Origin of the sequence: Succinispira mobilis DSM 6222 (assembly GCF_000384135.1) — a bacterium.
Lineage (GTDB): Bacteria > Bacillota > Negativicutes > Acidaminococcales > Succinispiraceae > Succinispira > Succinispira mobilis.
Window position 1 is genome coordinate 2010423 of the sequence record NZ_KB913028.1, and the last position, 22635, is coordinate 2033057.

General features: G+C 37.2%; 23 protein-coding genes, 5 tRNA genes and 1 pseudogene. 2 read left to right on the plus strand and 27 right to left on the minus strand.

Annotated elements, in window-relative coordinates; all coding sequences use genetic code 11:
• A pseudogene (locus SUCMO_RS11250) lies at window positions 1-207 on the plus strand (transposase); the annotation flags it as partial.
• 123 nt (window positions 208-330) lie between these two features.
• Here SUCMO_RS11250 and rsgA read toward each other — a convergent pair.
• From rsgA to SUCMO_RS0109685, 15 genes are all read right to left on the minus strand, one after another.
• Window positions 331-1218 carry a ribosome small subunit-dependent GTPase A gene (gene rsgA, locus SUCMO_RS0109615; protein WP_019880503.1) on the minus strand — a complete coding sequence of 296 codons (888 nt, stop codon included), beginning with the start codon at window positions 1216-1218 and terminating at the stop codon, window positions 331-333.
• The gene (gene pknB, locus SUCMO_RS0109620) at window positions 1215-3092 is read right to left on the minus strand and encodes a Stk1 family PASTA domain-containing Ser/Thr kinase (protein ID WP_019880504.1); all 1878 of its coding nucleotides are present in this window, start codon (window positions 3090-3092) and stop codon (window positions 1215-1217) included. Before pknB ends, rsgA begins: the two co-directional genes overlap by 4 nt.
• Window positions 3093-3116: 24 nt before the next feature.
• Entirely contained in the window at window positions 3117-3839 is a 723-nt protein-coding gene (locus tag SUCMO_RS0109625) for a Stp1/IreP family PP2C-type Ser/Thr phosphatase (protein WP_019880505.1), read from the minus strand.
• Between the two features lie 19 nt (window positions 3840-3858).
• A complete protein-coding gene (locus SUCMO_RS11050; RefSeq protein ID WP_019880507.1) occupies window positions 3859-4293 on the minus strand; it encodes an FHA domain-containing protein in 435 nt (144 codons plus the stop codon).
• A 12-nt stretch (window positions 4294-4305) separates the two neighbouring features.
• Entirely contained in the window at window positions 4306-5355 is a 1050-nt protein-coding gene (gene rlmN / locus SUCMO_RS0109635) for a dual-specificity RNA methyltransferase RlmN (RefSeq protein WP_019880508.1), read from the minus strand.
• A 95-nt stretch (window positions 5356-5450) separates the two neighbouring features.
• The gene (locus tag SUCMO_RS0109640; protein WP_019880509.1) at window positions 5451-5813 is read right to left on the minus strand and encodes a DUF3307 domain-containing protein; all 363 of its coding nucleotides are present in this window, start codon (window positions 5811-5813) and stop codon (window positions 5451-5453) included.
• 15 nt (window positions 5814-5828) lie between these two features.
• Window positions 5829-7190, minus strand: coding sequence for a 16S rRNA (cytosine(967)-C(5))-methyltransferase RsmB (rsmB, locus tag SUCMO_RS0109645; RefSeq protein WP_019880510.1), 1362 nt, complete (start codon window positions 7188-7190; stop codon window positions 5829-5831).
• The gene (locus tag SUCMO_RS0109650; protein WP_019880511.1) at window positions 7183-7968 is read right to left on the minus strand and encodes a DUF116 domain-containing protein; all 786 of its coding nucleotides are present in this window, start codon (window positions 7966-7968) and stop codon (window positions 7183-7185) included. Before SUCMO_RS0109650 ends, rsmB begins: the two co-directional genes overlap by 8 nt.
• 12 nt (window positions 7969-7980) lie before the next feature.
• Window positions 7981-8907 (minus strand): methionyl-tRNA formyltransferase, encoded by a 927-nt coding sequence (gene fmt, locus SUCMO_RS0109655; protein ID WP_019880514.1) that lies wholly within the window; start codon window positions 8905-8907, stop codon window positions 7981-7983.
• Between the two features lie 18 nt (window positions 8908-8925).
• On the minus strand, window positions 8926-9405 hold the full coding sequence (def, locus tag SUCMO_RS0109660) for a peptide deformylase (protein WP_019880515.1): 480 nt from the start codon (window positions 9403-9405) through the stop codon (window positions 8926-8928).
• 15 nt (window positions 9406-9420) lie between these two features.
• Window positions 9421-11835: a primosomal protein N' gene (priA, locus tag SUCMO_RS0109665; RefSeq protein WP_019880516.1), complete on the minus strand. Its 2415-nt coding sequence runs from the start codon at window positions 11833-11835 to the stop codon at window positions 9421-9423.
• Window positions 11836-11961: 126 nt separating this feature from the next.
• Window positions 11962-12606, minus strand: coding sequence for a coenzyme F420-0:L-glutamate ligase (locus SUCMO_RS0109670; protein ID WP_019880517.1), 645 nt, complete (start codon window positions 12604-12606; stop codon window positions 11962-11964).
• Entirely contained in the window at window positions 12603-13136 is a 534-nt protein-coding gene (locus SUCMO_RS11055) for a hypothetical protein (RefSeq protein WP_019880518.1), read from the minus strand. Before SUCMO_RS11055 ends, SUCMO_RS0109670 begins: the two co-directional genes overlap by 4 nt.
• Window positions 13137-13562: an acyl-CoA thioesterase gene (locus tag SUCMO_RS0109680; protein ID WP_019880520.1), complete on the minus strand. Its 426-nt coding sequence runs from the start codon at window positions 13560-13562 to the stop codon at window positions 13137-13139.
• A gap of 6 nt (window positions 13563-13568) precedes the next feature.
• A complete protein-coding gene (locus SUCMO_RS0109685) occupies window positions 13569-13988 on the minus strand; it encodes a DUF3842 family protein (protein WP_019880521.1) in 420 nt (139 codons plus the stop codon).
• A 139-nt stretch (window positions 13989-14127) separates the two neighbouring features.
• Here SUCMO_RS0109685 and SUCMO_RS0109690 point away from each other — a divergent pair, with 139 nt between their 5' ends.
• Window positions 14128-14310 (plus strand): hypothetical protein, encoded by a 183-nt coding sequence (locus SUCMO_RS0109690; protein WP_019880522.1) that lies wholly within the window; start codon window positions 14128-14130, stop codon window positions 14308-14310.
• Window positions 14311-14620: 310 nt separating this feature from the next.
• On the opposite strand, the gene SUCMO_RS0109695 is transcribed toward SUCMO_RS0109690, so the two are convergent.
• The 12 genes from SUCMO_RS0109695 to SUCMO_RS11675 form a co-directional block, all read right to left on the minus strand.
• The gene (locus SUCMO_RS0109695) at window positions 14621-16522 is read right to left on the minus strand and encodes a type I glutamate--ammonia ligase (protein WP_019880523.1); all 1902 of its coding nucleotides are present in this window, start codon (window positions 16520-16522) and stop codon (window positions 14621-14623) included.
• Between the two features lie 147 nt (window positions 16523-16669).
• Window positions 16670-17905, minus strand: coding sequence for a M20 family metallo-hydrolase (locus SUCMO_RS0109700; protein WP_019880524.1), 1236 nt, complete (start codon window positions 17903-17905; stop codon window positions 16670-16672).
• Window positions 17906-18020: 115 nt separating this feature from the next.
• Window positions 18021-19271: a DEAD/DEAH box helicase gene (locus SUCMO_RS0109705; RefSeq protein ID WP_019880526.1), complete on the minus strand. Its 1251-nt coding sequence runs from the start codon at window positions 19269-19271 to the stop codon at window positions 18021-18023.
• A gap of 76 nt (window positions 19272-19347) precedes the next feature.
• Window positions 19348-19436: transfer RNA gene (locus tag SUCMO_RS0109710), tRNA-Leu, on the minus strand.
• Between the two features lie 13 nt (window positions 19437-19449).
• A tRNA-Cys gene (locus tag SUCMO_RS0109715) sits at window positions 19450-19523 on the minus strand.
• A gap of 10 nt (window positions 19524-19533) precedes the next feature.
• Window positions 19534-19608, minus strand: a tRNA-Gly gene (locus SUCMO_RS0109720).
• A gap of 6 nt (window positions 19609-19614) precedes the next feature.
• Window positions 19615-19690, minus strand: a tRNA-Phe gene (locus SUCMO_RS0109725).
• 13 nt (window positions 19691-19703) lie between these two features.
• A tRNA-Asp gene (locus SUCMO_RS0109730) sits at window positions 19704-19780 on the minus strand.
• 127 nt (window positions 19781-19907) lie between these two features.
• The gene (locus SUCMO_RS0109735) at window positions 19908-21539 is read right to left on the minus strand and encodes an FAD-dependent oxidoreductase (RefSeq protein ID WP_019880527.1); all 1632 of its coding nucleotides are present in this window, start codon (window positions 21537-21539) and stop codon (window positions 19908-19910) included.
• Window positions 21540-21544: 5 nt separating this feature from the next.
• Entirely contained in the window at window positions 21545-21931 is a 387-nt protein-coding gene (locus SUCMO_RS0109740; protein ID WP_019880528.1) for a cytidine deaminase, read from the minus strand.
• A gap of 13 nt (window positions 21932-21944) precedes the next feature.
• Complete coding sequence (gene ybeY, locus SUCMO_RS0109745) at window positions 21945-22406, minus strand: rRNA maturation RNase YbeY (protein WP_019880529.1); 462 nt, start codon at window positions 22404-22406, stop codon at window positions 21945-21947.
• Window positions 22407-22417: 11 nt separating this feature from the next.
• A complete protein-coding gene (locus tag SUCMO_RS11675; RefSeq protein WP_281166589.1) occupies window positions 22418-22552 on the minus strand; it encodes a hypothetical protein in 135 nt (44 codons plus the stop codon).
• Between the last annotated feature and the right edge of the window lie 83 nt (window positions 22553-22635).

The following is a 22635-nucleotide window of genomic DNA, read 5'->3' on the forward strand; positions in this document are numbered from 1 at the left end:
TCAGGAATTGAGAAATTTAGTAAACTTGCTGATACCATTTATTCTTGGAAAAACGAAATTATTGCGGCTTTAAATACTGGCTTCACTAATAGTTATACTGAAGGTTGTAACAATCGCGCTAAAGTGCTAAAACGTGTTTCTTTTGGTCTTAGAAATTTCAAGCGTTTCCGCAATCTATTATTGTTCATTGCTTCTTCAAAAAGTTAAAACTGGATTAAGAACTTTTTCATTCTTAATCCAGTCTAAATATGTTTCTTTATTATTCACACCACAACATTTGACAAAGAACCAAAAATACCTGCACAGACTTACTCTGCACAGGTATTTTCCCTATTTAAAATTATCCCGCAAGGCCTTCAGCTCTTGATAGATTGTCAGATATGTTTGGTATCGACTACTAGAGATTTCTCCCGTCGCCACTGCTTGTTTAACTGCACAATTAGGTTCTTGATCATGTTTACACGAGGAGAACTTACAACCTTTTGCTACTTGACGAATATCTTCAAATAGCTCGGTTAGATTATCCCCCTTAAACAGTTCATTATCAACACTACTAAAGCCCGGTGTGTCTGCTATATAACCACCAAAATCTAACTTTAGCAACTCTGAATAACGTGTCGTATGTTTACCACGCGAAATTTTACTTAACTCCCCAGTATTTAGCTTCAAACCTTCTTGAATAGCATTTAAAATGCTTGATTTCCCCACACCAGAAGGACCTGCTAAAACCGTTATTTTATCTTGCAAACACTCTTTAAGTTTTTGTAGACCTAATTTTTCCCGAGCAGAAACGAACAGCACTGGATAGCCAATTTTACCGTATAATTGTTTTAACTGTTCTTGCTCTGCCACTTCTAATTCGCTTTTATTAAAACATAATACTACTCGCACTTTTGCTTTAGCATACAAAGCCAGCATTTTATCAATCAAAGTAAAACTATAGTCAGGATCGCGCATTGCAAACACTAACAAGACTTGTTCCACATTAGCAACAACTGGACGCAACAAACTATTATGCCGTGGCAAAATTTCTTCAATACTTGCGTTATTTTCTCCATCCAGTAAAATTTTCACTCGATCTCCTACTGTTAAAGCAAACCGGCCTTTTTTAAACTTACCTCGCAACTTGCAAGTTATTAGCTCTGACTGCACTGCTGTTTGTACATAATAGTAACTATTATACGCTCTAATAACCAAGCCTTCTATTAATCCACTCAAACTCGCTTCTCCTCTAACAATGCGCCATTAACATAGAATTCTACTCTTACATCGCCACTACCACTATTTTCGATAGTCAAACGAATTCGCTCTCCAGCTTTATGCGTATTTTCATAAACTCTTTCCCGTGAACCATTGCGGATTACATCGATGCGCACATTATGCAAGCCATCACTACTAGGAACCACAAATTCAACAATATTATTTTTTCTAGTTACTGTTCCGGCCTTGGCTATAACTATATCAACTTTACTACCTACTAAAACTTCTTCATTAGCACTCGGTGATTGAGACACAACACTACCGAAACTTTCTGAAGCTGCTCTTTCACTAATATTGCCCACTGATAATTTAGCCGCTTCCAAAACTTTTTTGGCTTTTTCTACACTAAGTCCGCTTAAATCAGGGGTTTTAACTTTAGCTACTTGCTTCTTGGCAATAATTATATCCACTGTACTATTTCTTTCCACCTTACTTTTAGCTATTGGTTCTTGCCCAATTACCGTATCTTCTTTGATTTTATCAGTAAAACTTTCCTTGACTATCCCTAATTTCAAACCAGCATCCCTTAACCTGATTTTTGCTTGTTCAATGTTCAAGTCTACAATGTCCGGTACATCAACACTCTTACCCCCTTTATTAACTACAAGGGTAATATGTCTGCCTTCTTTTACGGTTTCACCCGCTTCTGGTTTTTGACGAATAACTTCACCTGGCCCAAATTTAGAATTTTCCTCTTCTTCAATCTTTGTATATAGATTGGCTTCACGAATAAGTTGCTCTGCAATAGCTTGCTGTTTGCCAACTACATTTGGAACTTTTACTTCTTTGGAACTCCAAAAATTCCCATATACTCCAAAAATACCCACAAAAAAACCAAGTACTAACAACCCTAAAACTACCGCTACATAAAAAGCCTTACTGTATTTTTTCTTTTTAAGATTATTTATTTTATCTTTATCAATTAAAATCGTTTGTTCATCAGCATTGTTTGAATAATTGCTAATAAAAATAGTACTATCTAAAGGATCATTCTCAATTAAATCTTTTACTAAAATCTCTGCTCGTTTTAATTCGTTAATTAATTCATTCGCCGTACGATAACGATCACTAGGATTTTTCGCTAAAGTTTTGCTAACAATACTCTCTAACACTGGCGGAATATCAGGATTAAACTCCCGTAACAAAGGTGGATTATCTTTAACATGTCTTAACGCCACAGCTACAGGTGTTTCCGCTTCAAAAGGGACACGGCCCGTAAGCATTTCAAATAAAACTATCCCTAAAGAATAAATATCTGATTGAGCTGTTACACTTTTTCCTGCCGCCTGCTCTGGTGATACATAGTGGACTGAGCCCATTACATCATTATTATTAAGTGTAGCAGTTGCAGTTGCCATTACTCTAGCGATACCAAAGTCTGCAACTTTAGCTTTACCTTCACTGTCAATTAAAATATTGTGCGGTTTAATATCACAATGAACCAAGCCACGGATATGAGCATGATTCAAGGCCGAAGCTACATCTATTGCAATTTTAATCGCGTCTTTATAGGAAAGACGGCCATATTTTTCTATTTCTTGTTTCAAAGTCCCGCCAGCTACATACTCCATCACTATAAAATTAATATCTTCCGAATGTCCCACATCAAAAACATTAACAATACAAGGATGCGAAAGTTTTGCAGCTGCTTTAGCTTCTCTTTTGAACTTTGCAATAAAAGTTTCATCTGAGACAAACTGTTTATGCAATATTTTTACCGCAACTTCGCGATCCAACAAAGTATCATGAGCACGATAAACTTCAGCCATACCACCTGTTCCAATATGATCGACAAGTTTATACCTATTGTTTAACAAATCGCTCTTACTCAATGTATTCCCTCCAGCACACAAAAATTAAGCATTTGGTGTATTTTTACACAACACCAAAGTTACATTATCCAAGCCACCAGCATTATTCGCAGCAGCTATTAACTCTTCTGCCATTAATTCCAGATCTTTACTTGTCGACAATACTGCCTGCAAGTTTGTGTCTGACAACATATTCGTCAAGCCATCGGTACACAATAAAATTATATCATCTTTTTCTATTTTTATATAGCCTGTGTCCACTTCTACATCATCTTGAGCACCAATAGCCCGCATAATAACATTTTTATTGGGATGATGTTCCGCTTCTGCATCAGTTATCAAACCTTTTTTCAACATCTCTACTACCAAAGAATGATCCGTAGTTATTTGCTGCAATATCCCCTGACGGCAGATATATAAGCGGCTATCACCAACATGGGCATAGTATAAACACCCTTCCTTGATATAAACAATTATCAAGGTTGTACCCATTTTGCTTAATTGTTTGTCCCTTTGAGCCAATAGATAAACTTGCGAATTAACTCGCCGCGTAAAAGCCTGCAAATAATCAAGAATGCTTTCTGGTTTTAAGTCTGTTAAAGCCAAATTATCATTAATATACTCAATTGCACACTTACTTGCCACTTCTCCTGCAGAATGTCCCCCCATTCCATCAGCGATTACATACAAGTTAGGCGGTTTTAACAAATAGCAATCTTCATTATTAGTCCGTACTTTTCCTATATGAGTTTTAGCAACACTAATCAATATACACACCTCTCAGCAATTATTCAACTTCATATGTAATAATTATATTTCCTACTTTAATCTGATCCCCAGTTTTTAAAGTATGTTTTGTAATTTTTTCGCCATTAACAAAAGTGCCATTAAGGCTTTTTCCATCATATACTATATGCGCCCCATTTTCATATAATATAAAAGCATGTAATCGCGAAATCTTTCCATCTTTAATACAAAGTTCATTGCTGGTCATACGTCCAATGTTCACTCTACTAGTATATAGTTCCAAGGTAATTGCTTCATTGGCCGAATTTTCATAAACCAACCGCCCCAAGCTTTTAGTGTAAGAATCACATTCCGCAGCCACAGTATCCCAAGTTACTGGTTTAAAAATCTTCGTCTGCTCCATTTCCTGCTTACAATGTTTTGTCGGCGGTTCTTTAGTCCTAAATATTTGTTTAAGCTTCTTTAATAGTTTCAAAGCACTCGCTCCTTACTCTAACTCCTCAATTTTATTACGTAATTGTCCACAAGCAGCATTAATATCCGCGCCCATCTCTTTTCTGATTGTAACAGGAATATTGTTTTTTTGCAAATATTCTTGGAATGCTTTAACTTGTGTTAATGGTGATTTTTGTAGCCCATACTCTTGAACATTATTAGCTGGAATTAAATTGACGCAAGCCAATTGCCCACGTAATAAACTCACTAACTTGGCAGCGTCTTCTAAACTATCGTTCACCGCCGCTAACATTATATATTCATAGGTTACTTGTCGTTTAGTATTTTGGGCATATCTACCTGCACATTCTACCACTTCGTGCAAACAATAGCTAGCATTAATTGGCATAATTGTCGTACGTTTTTCTTGTTCACTAGCGTGTAAGGAAATAGCTAAATTTATTGGTAAACTTTCAGTTTGTAAGCGTTTTATACCAGGAATAATTCCTGAGGTTGATAAAGTTATATTACGATAGCTGATATTGAATAGTTCTGGGTCATGTAACAGTCGAATAAATTCTAATACATTTTCATAGTTTAATAATGGCTCCCCTGAACCCATAATCACAACGTGCGATACACGTTCCCCGTTGGCTTTTAATTGCTTAGCAAAATACATTACTTGAGCTAACATTTCGGCCGCAGTTAAATTACGCTTAAATCCACCTAAACCGCTAGCACAAAACTTACAGCCCACTGCACAACCAATTTGGCTAGAAACGCAAATACTATTCCCATAATTATGACGCATACATACACTTTCACAAGTTTCGCCATCGGCAAAGGCTAATACAACTTTACTAGTATTACCACTACTTGCGGTAAGCTCTTTTAGGCAACGGATACTTAGAAAACTATTGGTAAATTGCTCTTGTAAAATTTGAATTGTTTCCCGCCCCAAGTTTTTCATCTCCGCAAACTCCACAACCTGTTTGGCATATAACCAGTCAATAATTTGGCTAGCACGAAATTTAGGTATTTTATGGGCTAGGCATAGTTCTTGTAAGGCTAATTTATTTCTAGCAAATATATCTGTTTTCATAAATTTTAGCTGTTCCCCTTTTAATATTACAAATTATATATCTCAATTAAAAATAGACTGGTAGCTACCAGCCTATTTAAAAACATATTTTGGTTTTAGAAGAATATCGCAAATATCCAAACTATAACCACAATTACTACATGATAAGCCTGATCAAGCATTAAAGCCGGAATATAGTCGGCACGATTTTTATCCCCTACTACACGCTCTTTCCAGCCATCAACAACATAATGTGTCACCAAAAATAACACAAAGGCAATCAGTGTAATTCCTACAGTACCCATATATTTCCAAGTAACAACACTTAGCAATAAACTGTAAGTTAAACTATGCACAAATAACATAAACTTAGATTTATTTTTCATTTTCATTACAAATTCACCTTGCAAGTGAATATCATATAAAAAATGTAATAATACCATGACTACAAGAAATTCAAAATTTGGTATATCAAACATACCTGCTCACCCCATTCATTTTTTTTTGAGTTTAACAATATAAAAACCATCAACTCCATGTATGTGTGGATATAACGAAACCTCGAGAACATCTTCACCCGTAACCGGATGTTTAATGTATACGCGTTCAAAGTCAGGCTGTTCCTGTAAAAAACTATTAATTACCCCCTGATTTTCTTTTGTGCAAATTGTGCAGGTACTGTATACCATATACCCCCCTGCCTTTAAATATTGTCCAGCATTTTTAAGAATTTCAAGTTGCAACTTAGGAAACTCTTCCAAATCTGCCGCACTTTTGCGCCAACGCGCATCAGCTCTTCTTCTTAAAACTCCTAAACCTGAACATGGTGCATCAACCAGTACATAATCTGCACTAGCCACTAGTTCTTTTCTAAAGACGCGCGCATCTTGATTCTTTGTTTCTATTATATCTATACCTAATCTTAACGCATTTTCCTTAATTAAAGCAAGTTTATGTTCATAAACATCAAAAGATAGGACTTTACCCCTATTTTTCATTTTTTGAGCCGCATGTGTGGCTTTCCCGCCTGGGGCACTACACATGTCTATTAGGGTTTTTTCAGATAACGGTTGTAAAATATCCGCCACTAACATAGAACTTTCATCCTGTACTTGCCATAAACCTGCCTTAAAAGTCGGAGATTGCGCCAAGGAGTTTTTCATTTCTTCAACTACAATACCATCTTCGGTTAAAGCCGATTTGCGTACCTGCATTTCTTCTTGTTCCAACAACTTAATAAGTTCAGCACGAGTTATTTTTAAAGTATTAGTCCGAATACTCAAACTCGCAACCTCATTATTAGCTTGACACAGGGCAATCGTCGCCTCTAGTCCTAATTCTTTCAACCACATTTTTATTAGCCACTCTGGATGGCTATATTTTAAAGCAATATGCTGGCTAGGGTTTTCTTGCATATCAGGAAACTGAATTTGTTCTTTGCCACGAATAATATTACGTAGCACACCATTTACAAATTTTACTGTTCCAGCATGCGAGTATTTTTTGGCTAAATTAACTGCTTCATTACAAGCAGCTGAAACTGGAACTTTATCCATATAAAAAATTTGGTAAACTGCTAAACGCAAAATATTAACTATCATACTGGGAATTTTATTTAGTGGTCGACTAACAAATTTAGCTAAAATCCAATCAAGCGTATTCGTAAATTTTACCGTACCATAAACTATTTCCGTTAAAAATCGTCTATCTACAGGGACTAAGCGGGTTCTATTTAGACGTTTTTGTAAAGCAATATTGGCATAGGCTTTGGAAATATAGATTTCTTCCAATAGTTCAATCGCAATTAAGCGCACATTTATTTTTTCAGCTTTTTGTCTTTCTTCTTGCTTATTCATTCATACCTTCCGTTTGCAAAAAATTTTTAATTGCAGCCTCAACCTTATTCAAATCTACCAGAGTATTGCAACAAGGTCCATGAGGCCGCTCATTTAGTACTCCAACTACTGGAATAGGAAAAACATCTTGTATTCCACTGGTCAGATCTCGCTCACAAGCTATTGCTAAAATTGCATGTGGTCTAATTTTCTTCACAACCTGCCTCGCTAAGGTCCCACCCGTAGCTACGGCTAAATGCACACCATATTTGCGAGTTAAGGCTAGCAGTCCACCTACTGGGCATCGCCCACATTGTTTACAATTATTAATATCTCGGGTTATTTTATGTGGACAAACATCAAGTTGAATACAATGCGGTGTTAAAATCAACAATTTCGTCGGTGCAATTTTAATATTGTTTTGTTTTACCAAATGGTTACTAACTTCAATAAAGGACCGCTCAATGATAACTTTGTTAATATCCAATAGTTTCCCAATAAATACAGCTAGCGGAAATAATAAATTAATACTATACCAAGCTGGTTTTTGAAACATAAAAAACTTCTTTATCCCTAATAAGGTAAAAATCATCCCTAAAACAGCAAAAGTTAGTACTAAAATTCCCCCACCTAGTAGAGTTGCCACTATAAATGGCAAGTACATATTCAAGGAAGCCAACCCTGGCAAAATTAACTGCCAAAGTAAAAAGCACATCCCTGCTAAAACTAATATACTCACCAAAATCAACGCCAAAAAGACACGTTTTTTAGGTCTAATTTCTATTTGCATTACATTCATCTCATTTCACACTTAAAAAAATTGCTCTCCTATTTCCAATTTTCGTCCATTAGCAAAATCTTTAGCAGCCATGCGCTTACGATTAGCTGGTTGTACTTCTTCTATTTGTAAGGTTTGTGAACCAGTTTGAACAATAAAACCCGCTTTGTTCAATTGAACTACACTACCAACTGGCAGTTTAGTATCTTTATACTCACTAATCGAACTACGCCAAATTTTCAAAGTTTCCCCTTTGCTATCTACAGTATATACCCCAGATAAAGCTCGAATCTTATTATGAATACTCACGGCAGAATTTTGCCAATCAATTTTTTCCATGTCACGCGTAATTAACTTCGTGTAGGTCGCTACAGCATCATCTTGTTTCCGAGCTACAATTTTCCCTTGTTCCAATTCTTTTAGCGTTGTTACCAACAATTCTGCGCCAAGTAATTTTAAGCGATTATACAAGCTTTCTGTTGTATCTACTGGGGTAATCTGCTCCTCTGCTACACTGAGGATATCCCCAGTATCCATACCCACATCCATTTTCATAACAGTTACCCCTGTTACTGTATCCCCATTAAGAATTGCCCAGTGAATTGGCGCAGCCCCTCGATATTTTGGTAAAATAGAACCATGCACATTCAAACACCCATATCTAGGAATATCCAAGATTGCTTGTGGTAGTATCTGTCCATAAGCTACAACTATAATCACCTCAGGTTGTAGGGCTTGTAATTCGGCAATAGTCTGTTCTGCTCTAACTTTCTCTGGTTGATAAACAGGTAAATCATGATCTAAAGCAACCTGTTTCACAGCGCTGTAAGCTAGTTTTTTTCCTCGACCACTTGGGCGATCTGGTTGTGTGTATACTGCCAAAATTTCATGCCCACTAGCAATTAATTTTTCTAAACTCGCACTGGCAAAATCTGGCGTTCCCATAAATATTATTTTCATTTTTCTACCTCATTTTTACTATTCATCAACTTGTTCTTTAGTAGCTTGAAGTTTTTTCAAATTAACAGCGAGGTCCACAAATAACCGTCCTTCTAAATGATCAATTTCATGTTGCAAAGCCCTCGCTAAAAAATCTACCGCCTTAATTTTCACTCTTTTCCCCTGACGATTTAAGCCTTGTACTACTACTTTTTGAGCTCTAGCAACATCGCCAAAAAAACCAGCAACACTTAGGCAACCCTCTTGGTCTACTACCGAACCTTCGGCACTTACTATTTCGGGATTTATCAACTCGATTAGACCTTCGCCAATATCGACGATAATAATCCGTTTACTAACACCTATCTGTGGAGCTGCTAACCCGACTCCATCTGACGCATACATCGTATCCGCCATATCATCTAGAATTTTTAAAATTTGTTTATTTATTTTTTCCACCGGTTCCGCTTTTGCCTTTAAAACCGGATTCCCTATTTGTACTACTTCTAAAACTGCCATTGTACTCTCCTTCTACTAAATTATATTTACGGGTTGAACATCCACCATGATCTCTTTGCGCAAATAAATTTTTTCCCGTAAACAATATGCTTTTATTAAAGTTAAATCACTACCCTTTATTAGAATATGCAGTGAATAATAATTTTTAATCTTACTTACTAATCCATAAAAAGGTCCGATGATTTCTATTCTATTGCCATTAACAACTTTTTGCAACTCCAAAAATAACTCATCTGCAATTTTTTCTGCTTTTTCTTGTTCAACCGCTGTTATTTTAAATTTTATTAGTTCCACATAAGGCGGATAAGAGAACTCCTGGCGTTGTTGCAATTCCACTGCCGCAAAATTAGCATAGTCTTGTTGGCAAATCAACTGCATAATCGGATTTTCTGGATTATAGGTCTGAATTAGCACTTTGCCAGCGGCTGCACCTCGCCCTGCTCTTCCAGCCATTTGCATCAACAAAGCAAACGTCGCTTCTCCCGCGCGATAATCTGGTAAATTAAGCGTACTATCTGCGGCTAAAATTCCCACTAGAGTTACATTCGGGAAATCATGTCCTTTAGCCACCATTTGCGTACCAATTAAAATTTGTGCTTGACCTTGAGCAAAAGCTTGCAATATTTTATCATGACCAAACTTTCCCTTCGTACTGTCTTGATCCATTCGCAAAATTCGTACCGTTGCAAATTCCTTTTGCAATTGTTCTTCTAGTTTTTGTGTTCCTGTGCCAAAAAATTTTATTTTATGACTTCTGCACTGCGGGCAAATATCGGGAGCGGTTTCCCTGTGCCCACAATAATGACAAGTTAAACCGCCACCATATTGTTTATGATAAACCAAAGACACATCACAATTACTGCATTTAACAACATAACCACAGTCACGACACATTACAAAGGTTGAAAACCCTCGACGATTCAACAAAATTATCGCTTGTTTGCCCGCACTTATAGTTTCTTCCAACGCTTGCTTTAAAGCCCGAGAAATCACACTATAATTTTTAGCTTGCAATTCAGCGCGCATATCCACTAAACTGATTTCTGGCAAAACAGCATCTTGCTTTGCACGCAAATTCAGCTCGAAATACTTATATTCGCCACTTTGTGCAGCTTGATAACTTGTTAAACTTGGCGTTGCACTGCCTAAAACCAAGGGAATATGCAATGCCGCCGCTCGCATTTTAGCTACTTGCACAGCGTGATAACTAGGGTAATTATCCTGCTTATAGGCATTTTCATGCTCTTCATCAATTACTATTAGACCTAACTCACTAAAGGGCGCAAAAACACCCGAACGAGCCGCAATCAAAATAGCGGCTTGACCATTTCGCAATTTTCCATAAACATCATTACGTTCATTTTGGGTTAAGCGACTATGCGATACTACTACTTGATTTTTAAATAGGCTTTGAAACCTTTTCACAATCTGACCGGTAAGGGCAATTTCCGGGACTAAAATTAAAGTTTGCCGCCCTCTTGCTAAGCTCATTTTTGTTAATTGCAAATAAACTTCGGTCTTGCCACTACCGGTAATTCCATGCAATAAAATGGTACGCTCGGGGTTAGTCTGCAGCTGTAAATTAGCAAAATAATCTACAACCTGCTGTTGTTGAGAATTCAACTGCAAAAATTCACCTGTAGTTGCCCCACTAGCATAGCTATCACGATAAATCCGTTTCGCAAAATATTCAATCGCTCCAAGTTTTACTAGGCTATTTAAAACATTTTTACTAATTCCTTGCGCTTGCAGCTCTTCAGTTGAATATTCCTCTTGTTGTTCCAATAATGCCAACACCTGCAATTGGCGTTTTGCCTGTTTGCTAACTAAACCCCATTTAGTTTTATCACTAATCTTTATATACCACACTTGCTTTTCTTGAAATTTTTTATAAACACTGTCTTCCAAAATAAGAACTTCCAATTTAAGCAATTTATTTAACTGTTTATGCAAATCAATAATTTCTGGCAACATTTTTTTTAATTCTTGGTAAGTTTTTTTTACTTTCCCTTGTAAGCACTGGCAAATAGTTTGTTGTATTGCTGTTAAAGCACTTATTTTTTCTCCTTGCGCTAACACATACAATTTTTCAGCCTTTATGCCAGTATTACCCACTAAAAATAGTTTCAAGGCTTCGGGATAAGAGCACAAATAATAATCAGCAATATTTCTAGCTGTATTTAACATTTCCCTTGAAAACCAAGGTTGCTCATCGACTATATCCAAAACCTCTTTGAGCTTCTCTAGTTCAATTGCTCCATCTAGTTGGAGTACTTTTTCTAAAACCACTCCTTCTTTCAACATATTGCCAAAAGGAACGATTACCCGATGTCCTACTTCAATATGTTCTAAAGCTGCTGGTAATTTGTAAGTAAACAATTTATCTAAACTTTTAACATTGGTATTAATACAAACTTGTACAAATTGCATAGTTTTACCTCAAAATTCTTATTGTCTACTAATTATATACTTTGCCAAAGCTTTATTCAACAAATAATAAGCTGCTTAAAAACAGCTTTATCCAGCTTGTTTTAAACAGCTTATCCTTTTCTGACGTTAGGATTTATGATAATTTTTGACAATAACAATTGGTGTTTTTTCACTACCATTACCGAAAGGGTTGTCAATTAAAATTTTAGACATTAACTGTGCATCCACACCTTTAGAAACTCCTAAAATTGCCGCTCTTTTTAAGTCATTTACATCCGCAACTACCGCACCATAACAACCTAATTCTGCTGTTATGCTTTCTGCTACGGCAGTTGGGTTTTTCGGACCGAAAACAATATATTTATCATAAGGCGGCATAGTTCCTGAAAAATCATCAATCAAGCGCGCTTGTTCCCCCGCCAACTGATAGAAAACCCCACTTTTACCAAGAACCTTGGCCAAGGAACCCGCCAAGAACGCCCCCAAAACTCTTAACTCACCCTCTTCATTCATCAAAGCTTGCATAGCATAGCGATTAGCTAAACTTCCATGCACTGGAAAAAATCGGCATAAAATTTTAGCCAATAATCCTGGGGTTATTTCTTGAATATCAAAAGCTCGCTTTTGAGTTATCGCTACCACACTTTCCGCCACCGCAATAACATCGCCTGCCTCTACATGAGCCTGGCAGTATTCTTTTATCGCTTTCACAATATCATCATTGTGAGTCAAAATTCTAGTTTTCACTGGCAAAATCTCATAACTACTCATTTCACAACACCTCGCTCAATCGCCTCTTGCAATTCTTGCTTAGTTGTCCAAAAGTACCACCGCGCAATTTTAAATTCTTCTTTAGAAACATAATTAGCATAAACCTCTAGTTTTATATCAAATATTTCTTTGATAATTTCCTGTATTGACTTTTCCGCTTCAATCGTTAAAGTTAAAATTAGCGTTTCTTTACTCTGTCCAAAAATCGGAAATGCTTCTAAATAATTATCTTGACGCCGATAGCCAACTCTTTCTAATCTGGTAGTAACAGTAGCCTGATCAAATTGCTCTTGCGGTAGTAAATGTCGCGAGAAAGCATCAATAATCGTAGCATCTGGTTTTTCACTCTCATTAGCTATTTCAAATTTTGTAGTAAACACAGCACGTTGTGCAGCAACTTCTTCTAATTTAAAAGCACTCCGGCACTCTACATGGGCCACTATTTTGGCTTCTCCCTGTATCAAAGCATGCAAATAAATAGCCCCGGCAATAATTGCTATTATTCCTACTAGTCCAGCTAAAAACATCATCTATGCTCGCCCACCTTTAGTATCAATTTCAAAAAATATCCTTAATCTTTGGAAAAATTCTTTTGGCAACCTTGTTACCGAACCATCTTTTTTAGTAAAAACATTTTGTGTTAAACCCTCGGCTATTAAGCTTTCATCTTTGGCATTTTTTATTTTATAAGAAAAAACCATTTTAACGCGGGATAATTCAATCATGTCCGCACAAATAATTATTTCATCCGCAAATCTAGCTGGTTTTTTATAACTACACCGCGCATCAGTTATCGGAAAAATATAATCCGCTTCCATTAGTTCCAAAAGATCAACGCCTGCTTGACGCAAATATTCAACTCTTCCCATTTCAAACCAGCGAAAATAATTAGCGTGGTGTACAACACCCATCATATCCGTTTCTACAAAACGTACTCGATCTTTTAGTTTTACCATTTCTCTCTAACTCTCCTTTTCTATAAAAGTTGTAATTTCAGACACAGTTTCTTTTATCAATTGGTTCATGCTTTTATTTTCTAAACCAACTATTTTTATATTAATATTCGCGATTGGCAGAAAAATTTTTTTCGCCACTGCACCTGCAACTTTTTGGGCAATTTCCGGAGTAACTTCCCCATACATTGCATTAGGAATAATCAAGCCTAAAGGAGCTACGAGTAAATCCACCTGCTGAATCGAGTAACAAATCGCATGTTCGCCACTAGCACCATTTTTAGCACCAGCCTTGACCATGGCTAAGGTTGCCATTGAATTGGTCCCTAAAGCAAGAAGCTCAACTTTTTTCTTTAAGTGCTCGGGTAAATTACTTATAACCTGAGCCATAAGTCCACCACCTAGGCCATCAATAAAAGCTATAACCACTTTGCACCTCCTAAAACATATGCCTAACATTATAACACTTTTTTTACACTTATACCACCTTAAATATCGTTTTCCCCTTGCTTTTTTCAACTTACCTATTCTATAATTTATTTAAGTAAATAATGAAAGGATGTATTTCATGAGCGCAATTAATATTCCCGAAATTCTTAAACAGCTAATCAGCAATAAAGAATATACGCTACCTGATTATCTTACCGAACAAGAAATTGCCGTTTTAGTCGATCTCTTAAAACTAAATCTCAAACGCTCCCACCCTTTTGCTCTTTTAAGCCGTCAGGACAATATGTTATTTTTATTATAAGCACTTATAATTGGAACTAAGCTTACTTAATTTTAATAGTTGCTTTGCTCTAAGCTAGTTCCCTCCCCAATGTTAAAAGCGCTAATTTTGTATAGAAAACAGTTTCGCCTTAAACTAAAGAGATATTTTATGTTTAAGAACCAGTTTCCTATACAACTACAGTTTGGCGTTTTTATCTTTTAAATTTAAAACAAGATTAAGAACTTTTACATTCTTAATCTTGTCTAAATAGCCTTATTTATTTAGCAGTCAATTTATGGAGGCAGTGTCGGAAATAATTTCCGACACTGCCTCCGCTGTTTTTAATCAACTAGTCAATTATATTGCGTTTATACTGTTGGTAAGTACATTTCACTTCTTTCATTTTCGCCGCTAACTCTAATTGCAATTCAGAAGCTAAAGCATAATCTTGCGCTTCAAAAGCTTTTCTAATTTTGGTAAACAACGAAGGTGCTGCCAAGCTATCTTTAGCAATATACCGTCTTAAAGTTTGTACTTCTCGCCAAGCAGTTAAATCCGAATCAGTAACTGTTTCGACTTTATGTAGCGGTTTCATAGCCACAATCGCATCAAAGTAATCAGGAATAATTCTATTGAGCAATTCTGCTTGCCAACGTTTTTGCGCGCCCAATTTAAAGGAATTCACAAATTCTGGGCGAATAATGTTACCACGCGTTAAGCTAGCAACTTTTTCTGGATATTTTTCAAACGCCGTAAGATTTTCCCAAACTGTAGCTGGTGGTTTGCTGAATAGGCGATCTCTTTCTTCCGCTGTATAATCATCGAACACATCTTCTTCACTGCGATACTCGCGCTCTGTTTCTAAGTAGAACCCTACTTCGCCCGCTTTTTTAGATAGTTCATTTTCTAATTCCACTAAACTCTTATCCGCTGTAGCCAAAATACCATCTAACATCGTCATGTAAAATGCCGCTAAAGCCATATAGGTATTTGTAAACGGATTTGGCGAACGCACCTCAAAACGAGTAGCCATTGGACTGTCAATATCACGCACTAAGCCTGCTAAAATAGTTCTATTTCTTGAAGGAATTGCTGGCTCATGACCTAATGAAGTAACAATACAAACTGGTGCTTCAAAACCTGGTTTCAAGCGATTTAATGAATCATTGGTAGCTGAAACAATTGGATTAACCACTTCATAGTTTTTCAAAATACCCATAATTGAGCCGTAACCGATGGCACTCAAAAAGTTTTGGCGCATATCCGTTGGCGCAAACAAGTTAACTAGTTTACCAGTTTTCATTTTAGCCATAATACAAACATGAGTATGTTCACCATTACCAGCTACACCCTCAATTGGTTTTGCTTGGAAAGTAACTTCCAAACCATTTTGGCGGAAAACTTCCTTAATAATTGTTCTCGCTAATAATTCATTATCAGCTGTTTGTACCCCTTGAGAATACTTCCAGTCTATTTCTAATTGTTCCATTACATGAGACAAATGACCAGTGCCATCCATTTTTGCTTTTACGCCACCAACTTCTTTGTGTCCCATTTCTGGTTCTAAACCATAACGTTCTAAAGCAATTACAGCTTGTTCCATTGCTGTACGCACATTACCGCGCGTACGTTGCCAGTATTGCTCTTGCAATACTTGTGATGCTGATAATTCTTCTACTGGAGCCGCATCAGCTGGAGTTTTTACCCAAAATTCTAATTCTGTTGCACAAGTGAACACAATATCTTCTACTTCCGCTAAATTCACATGCTCTAAACCAGCAATAGTTGGTTGTTTAGCAAACAAACTCATAAGTTCTTGTTTTACAAAATCCAAAGAATTTTTCAAAATAGAACGTGAATCTACAAAAACATCATTATGAATCAAGAAACTTGGAATTCTCAAAGTACCTACCATTTTTCCTGTTTCTAAATCAATATGTTCATAGTTATAGTCGACAAACCAATTAACATCTTTATCAACTTTAAAATCTACCCGAGCATTATTTAAAGAGGCAATTCCAGGAAGCACAACAGAGGAACCATCAGTTTGAACAGCACTAGCTTCTAAGAAACTATGCATTTCGGAAATAAACAAGCTTACCGGAATTTTTTCATCAGTATCATTACCGGCAAAATCAATTCCTACCACAGAAACAAATTGAATTTCTGGATGCGCTGCTAAAATCTCTTTGAGACTTTGCGGATCATGTTTATCCGCAGGAATTACATACAACAAATCTTTTTGTGTCATTTCTTTCACCTCTTAAAAAATTTCAATTTAATAAAAAAAGACCTTCCTATACCTTGTATTAGTACAGAAAGGTCGTCTTTGACCATAAAATATTACATTTACATGATTGATTCTACCACTACTACTATTTTTTGTCTAGTACTATTTTTAAATTTCTTTATCCATCGTCAAAATAGTTTCTACTAACACCTCTACGCCGGCAATAATATCTGCTTCACTAGTCATTTCAGCAGGATTATGACTAATCCCCTCAATCGATGGTACAAAAATCATTGTCGTAGGCATTATCGCCGCCATATGCATGGCATCATGACCTGCCCCACTATTCATGCGTCGATATTTAATGTTCTTCTGTTGACAAACGCCTGCTGTTATATCAGCTAAATTTTTAGATAACCGCACTGGTCTATCAGAAGTCAAAACATCAATAGTTATTTTTACTTCATCGGCTTCGCCTACACAACGCACAGCTTCGTGTATTTCTTCTATCGCTTCTAAAATAACTTCATAATCTACGCCACGTAAATCTAGCCATAATACTACCTTGCCAGGAATAACATTAATTGAGCTAGGCTCAATATCCACTACCCCGACAGTAGTTACAATCCCTTGCTCGGAATGTGCTTTTCCCACCTCTTCAATTGCCAAAATTAGTTTAGCCCCACTAACCAACGCATCCTTACGGAAATTCATTGGTGTTGCCCCAGAATGGTCAGCCACCCCTTCAACTGTAATTTTCATCCGTGTCGGGGCAGCTATATTTTCCACTACCCCAATTGCTTCACCACTATCTGCCAATACACGCCCTTGCTCAATATGTAATTCTACAAATGCTGCATATTTGCTGGCATCTAGCTTAACTTGTTCATATTTCTCTGGCTCAAAACCAGCTTGTTTTAATACTTCAATGTAGCTTAATTCATCCTTTTTAGTCGCACTAGAAAATGTTTCTGGCGTACCTACCCCCGCCAACAACTTACTACCAATAGTAGCGAAACCAAAACGAGTTGATTCTTCTGCCATAAAAATTATTACTTCGTAAGAATGTTCCAACCCTTGTTCTTTAATGGCATAAGCGGCTTCCAAAGCTGCTACTACCCCTAATGCTCCATCGTAAGCGCCACCTTGCTTTACTGTATCTAAGTGCGAACCAGAGGCAATCGTTGGCAAAGTTGGATTTTTCCCTGGCAAGCGGGCAAAAATATTGCCCACATAATCGCGCCGCACTTCCATCCCCAATTCTTGCATTTTCTCCATGATATATTTTTGCGCTGCTAGATCCTCGGCAGAATATGCTAATCTAGTTATCCCTTTATCGACACTACCACCAAAACTTTTTAAGTGTTCTAAGATTTCTAACACTCTCGCTTGCTTAATTTTCATATCGCACCTCACTATTTTTTCTCTCTATTAACACCATATAAAGTTTTAGACCTTAACTATACTAAATATATTAATATAATTAAGGTCTTTAAGCAAGAATCTTTGTTATGTAATTTTAATTAGACTTGTTTTGCTTTCTAGAAGAACTAGAATTTTTGGCCAATACATTCTTTTTACCACGTTTATTTTCCCGCACACTACTTTTACCACGTTTTACTTGTCGATCGTTTTTCTTGCGGCTACTCATAGTTTCGCCAGCATGATTTTGCTTTTCAATTTTATAACCTAGCGCTTTTTCAATTGCCGTTAGCCACTTAACATCATCGTGCGTATACAAGGTAACAGCAACGCCATCAGCACTGGCGCGTCCAGTTCTCCCAATGCGATGAATATACATATTCGTATTATGTGGGATATCATAATTGATAACATGTGTTACACCTTGAATATCCATACCGCGGGCAACTAATTCCGAAGCAACTAAAATTTGAATTTTTGCTTCTTGAAACTTTTTCATAACTTGATTACGCTTACTTTGTGACAATTCGCCATGAATTGCTTCTACTTCTAAGCCTTTAGCTGCTAGAAAGCCTTCGATTTCTTTCACCACTTCTTTACTAATACAAAAAATCATTAACAAATAAGGATTTAAGCGTTCAATTAGATTAAGTAACAACCCTTTTTTATTTTCTCCTGCCACTTTAATAGCGATTTGACGAATATTTTCCACTGTAGGATTTTCCTCACTTAAAGACACTACATATGGATTGAGCATAATTTTTTTAGCAAGTTGCTTGACAATATCAGGCAAAGTGGCCGAACACATCATGTTTTGCCGCTCTTTTGGCAAGTTATCAACTACCAAATTAATATCCTCCAAAAAACCTCGTTGCAACATTTCATCTACTTCATCTAACACGAAGAACTTTATCGCGCCAAGATTAGTATTCTTACTCCGCAAATGGTCTTGAATTCTGCCTGGAGTGCCAACAATGATATGCACTACATTTTTCAGTTTCGTCTCTTGTGAGTTTTTATCTCGCCCACCACAGACATTTGCAACTCTAATTTCTGTACCAATAACTAATTTCTTAATTTCTTGATAAATTTGCAAACTTAATTCTCTTGTAGGTGTTAAAATTAGCACCTGCAAATAAGGCTTACTCGTATCAATTTTTTTCAATGCTGGGATGACAAACGCTAAGGTTTTTCCCGTACCAGTTTGCGCCTGCACTAAAACATCGCGACCAGTGAATAATACTGGAATAACTTTTTCTTGAACTGGTGTCGCCTGCTTAATCCCCTGTGTTTGCAATATTTCTACAATCCTAGTATCTACCTTTAAGTCAGTAAAAGTCTTTTGCATAAAATATCCCTCCTTACGTTAAAAAATTGCAATGAAAAAAAGCGTCCCTTTGGACGCTATTCACTAGCTAAAAAGTTGGTGCCGAGGACCGGAATCGAACCGGTACGGGTCTCACGACCCGAGGGATTTTAAGTCCCTTGCGTCTGCCAGTTCCGCCACCCCGGCACATTATTCAATTTGGAGGCGGCACCCAGATTTGAACTGGGGATAAAGGTTTTGCAGACCTCTGCCTTACCACTTGGCTATGCCGCCTCAAAGTTTTTGGAGCGGAAAACGAGATTCGAACTCGCGACCCTCGCCTTGGCAAGGCGATGCTCTACCGCTGAGCTATTTCCGCATATTGTGGTGCCACAGGGCGGAATCGAACCGCCGACACGAGGATTTTCAGTCCTCTGCTCTACCGACTGAGCTACCGTGGCATTTTATATAGTATGGCGACCCGGATGGGACTCGAACCCACGACCTCCGCCGTGACAGGGCGGCATTCTAACCAACTAAACTACCGGGCCTCGCTGAACTACATATGTTATTATATAGAAAAACAGCTAGGTTGTCAACACCTTTTTTTGAATTTTTTTCAATGTTTTTCTATATATATTAAACTCCGCCTCCCAAGGTATTCGATAGCTCTTATACTTATTTGTTAGATGCTAAAACACTATATAATTCATAACCACCACTCAGATTATAAGTTTCTATAAAACCATTCTGTTGTAAAATTCTTTGCGCGATATAACCTCTTAATCCCACTGCGCAATAGATAAAAATTTTCTTATGGGGTTCTAGTTCCGCAATACGTCCACGCAAATCATCTAAGGGAATATTAATTGCCGCACTTAGATGTCCTTGCTGATATTCGCTTTTGCTACGAACATCCAATAAAATATCCGTTGTTTGAACGCGGGCTAAATCCTCTGGATAAAAAAATTTACTTTTGCCTAACAAAACATTTTCGGCAACATAGCCAGCCATATTAACAGGATCTTTGGCCGAATTAAATGGTGGGGCATAAGCTAATTCCAGTTCTGTTAGTTCTTGCACTGTCAATTGATGTCTTACCGCGCTCGCCAAAACATCAATACGCTTATCTACACCTGTGCCCCCTACTATTTGTGCCCCTAACACAACACCAGTAGGCGTATACAGTAATTTTATAAACATTGTACTCGCCCCTGGATAATAACGCGCATGGTTTGCGCTATATGTATAAGACTTTAAGTAGTTAATTTTATTTTGCTGTAAACTTTCTTCACTTTCCCCTGTTACAGCTACTACCAAATCAAAAGCTTTCAAAATAGCCGTCCCTTGTGAACCGGGATATTGTTGCTTACTGCCACAAATAATATCTGCTAGTAACCTTGCTTGGCGATTAGCTGGTGAAGCCAACGGAATATTTCTCTTCGCACCCGTAAAACAAAGATGCTCTACGGCATCACCTAAAGCATACACATCTTGCACATTAGTGCGTAAATTTGCATCTACAATAATCTGCCCCAAAGCATTTAAAGCTACACCCGAGTTCTTTAAAAAACCAGTATCGGCTTGAACACCAATACTCATAATTACCAAGTCCGCCGCAATTTTTTCACCATTTTCCAAGCACACAAATTCTGGCGTTATTTCTGTTACCCGACTCTTTAAAAACAACTTAAGTCCTCGCTCGCGCAAATAATTTTGCAAATGCGCCGCTACTTCCAAGTCAATACTCGCAATCAAATGGGTATTTGCCTCAACTATTTGCACTTGATAGCCTAGATGCTGCAAATTTTCCGCCATTTCAATGCCTATATAGCCACCACCAATAACTACTGCTGTTCCTGTTTTCTGTTTATCTGTAAATTCTTTGATTTTATAAGTATCAGGGATATTCCTTAAAGTAAATACATGTGCTAAATCAGCCCCAGCAAACTTCGGAGTTATGGGTTTCGCACCTGGCGAAAGAATTAACTTATCATAACTTTCCCAATACTCAACTTGAGTTTGATGATTATAAACTTTAACCCGTTTTAAGGTAGTGTCTAATTCTACTACCTCACTGAAAGTTCGCACATCTACATTAAATCGTTTGCCAAACCCTTGGGGCGTTTGTATCTGCAACGCGCATTTATCAGTAATTACATCGCCAATATAATAAGGCAACCCACAATTAGCAAAGGATATATACTCGCCTTTTTCAAACATTATAATTTGAAATTGTTCACTATTTCTGCGGAGCCGTGCACACACCCCTGCGCCCCCTGCCACACCACCAACAACTAAGATTTTCATAAATCTCACACCTCCATATCAGTGCTTTTAAAGCCTATTGGCAACAACTCGGACAACTTATGTTGCACTACTGTACCCGCCAAATTACTCCGATATACAGTTTTTATCCCAAATTCCTGCATAACCTGACGGCAAGCTCCGCAAGGCACCACAGGTTCTTGGGTATCAGCTACCACTAGAATTTCACTTAAATTCTGTTCTCCTTGTGCAATCGCCTGAAAGATGGCGTTGCGTTCTGCACAACTAGTAAGTCCGTAAGAGGCATTCTCTACATTACAGCCTAGATATATTTGCCCGGACTTACCCCTTACAGCTGCCCCAACTTTAAATTTCGAATAAGGAGCATAGGCATTTTCTCGAACCTGTATCGCTTGTTTAAGTAGTGTTTTCAAACTATCACCCCAACTATCGATATATTGCCAATTTTGCCAAAACTCGTTCTTCCTGTTCCCGCATAACTTTCTTGTCTGCTTCTTGCATATGATCATAGCCTAATAAATGTAAAAACCCATGAATAAGCAGATACGCCAATTCTCGTTCTAAACTGTGTCCATACTCTAGAGCTTGCTCTTGCGCTCTTTCTAAACTGACAATGATATCCCCCAACAGATGCTCTTCGCCTGGTAATACGGGAAACTCTTCCCCTTCATCTAAGGCAAAAGATAACACATCCGTAGCACTATCTATTTGTCGATATTCCGCATTAATCTGCCTAATTTCCGCATTATCCACTAAAGTTATACCCACTTCACAAGCTTTGTCTAATTCATAAACAGCCGCAGCTTGCTCTAAAACACTTTTTACCAACTGTTCCATTACCAAATCATATTCTATTTTATCTTGTTCATTATTTATTATAACTTTCATTTCTTAACCGCCTATAACCAGCCAAAACGAATTGCCATATTATAAAACACAAATGCTAAAAAACAAAAAACCAATACTCGATGCATCATCAATTCTAATTTAGTCTTAGGTTCTTTACCTATTACCAATTCTTTTTCATCCATCATTTTTACCTCCACAAATTAAGCTAAATTATCAATTTAATTCTATCATAAAAATCTTGTTCTGTCTGTGTCTATCTCACTTAAGA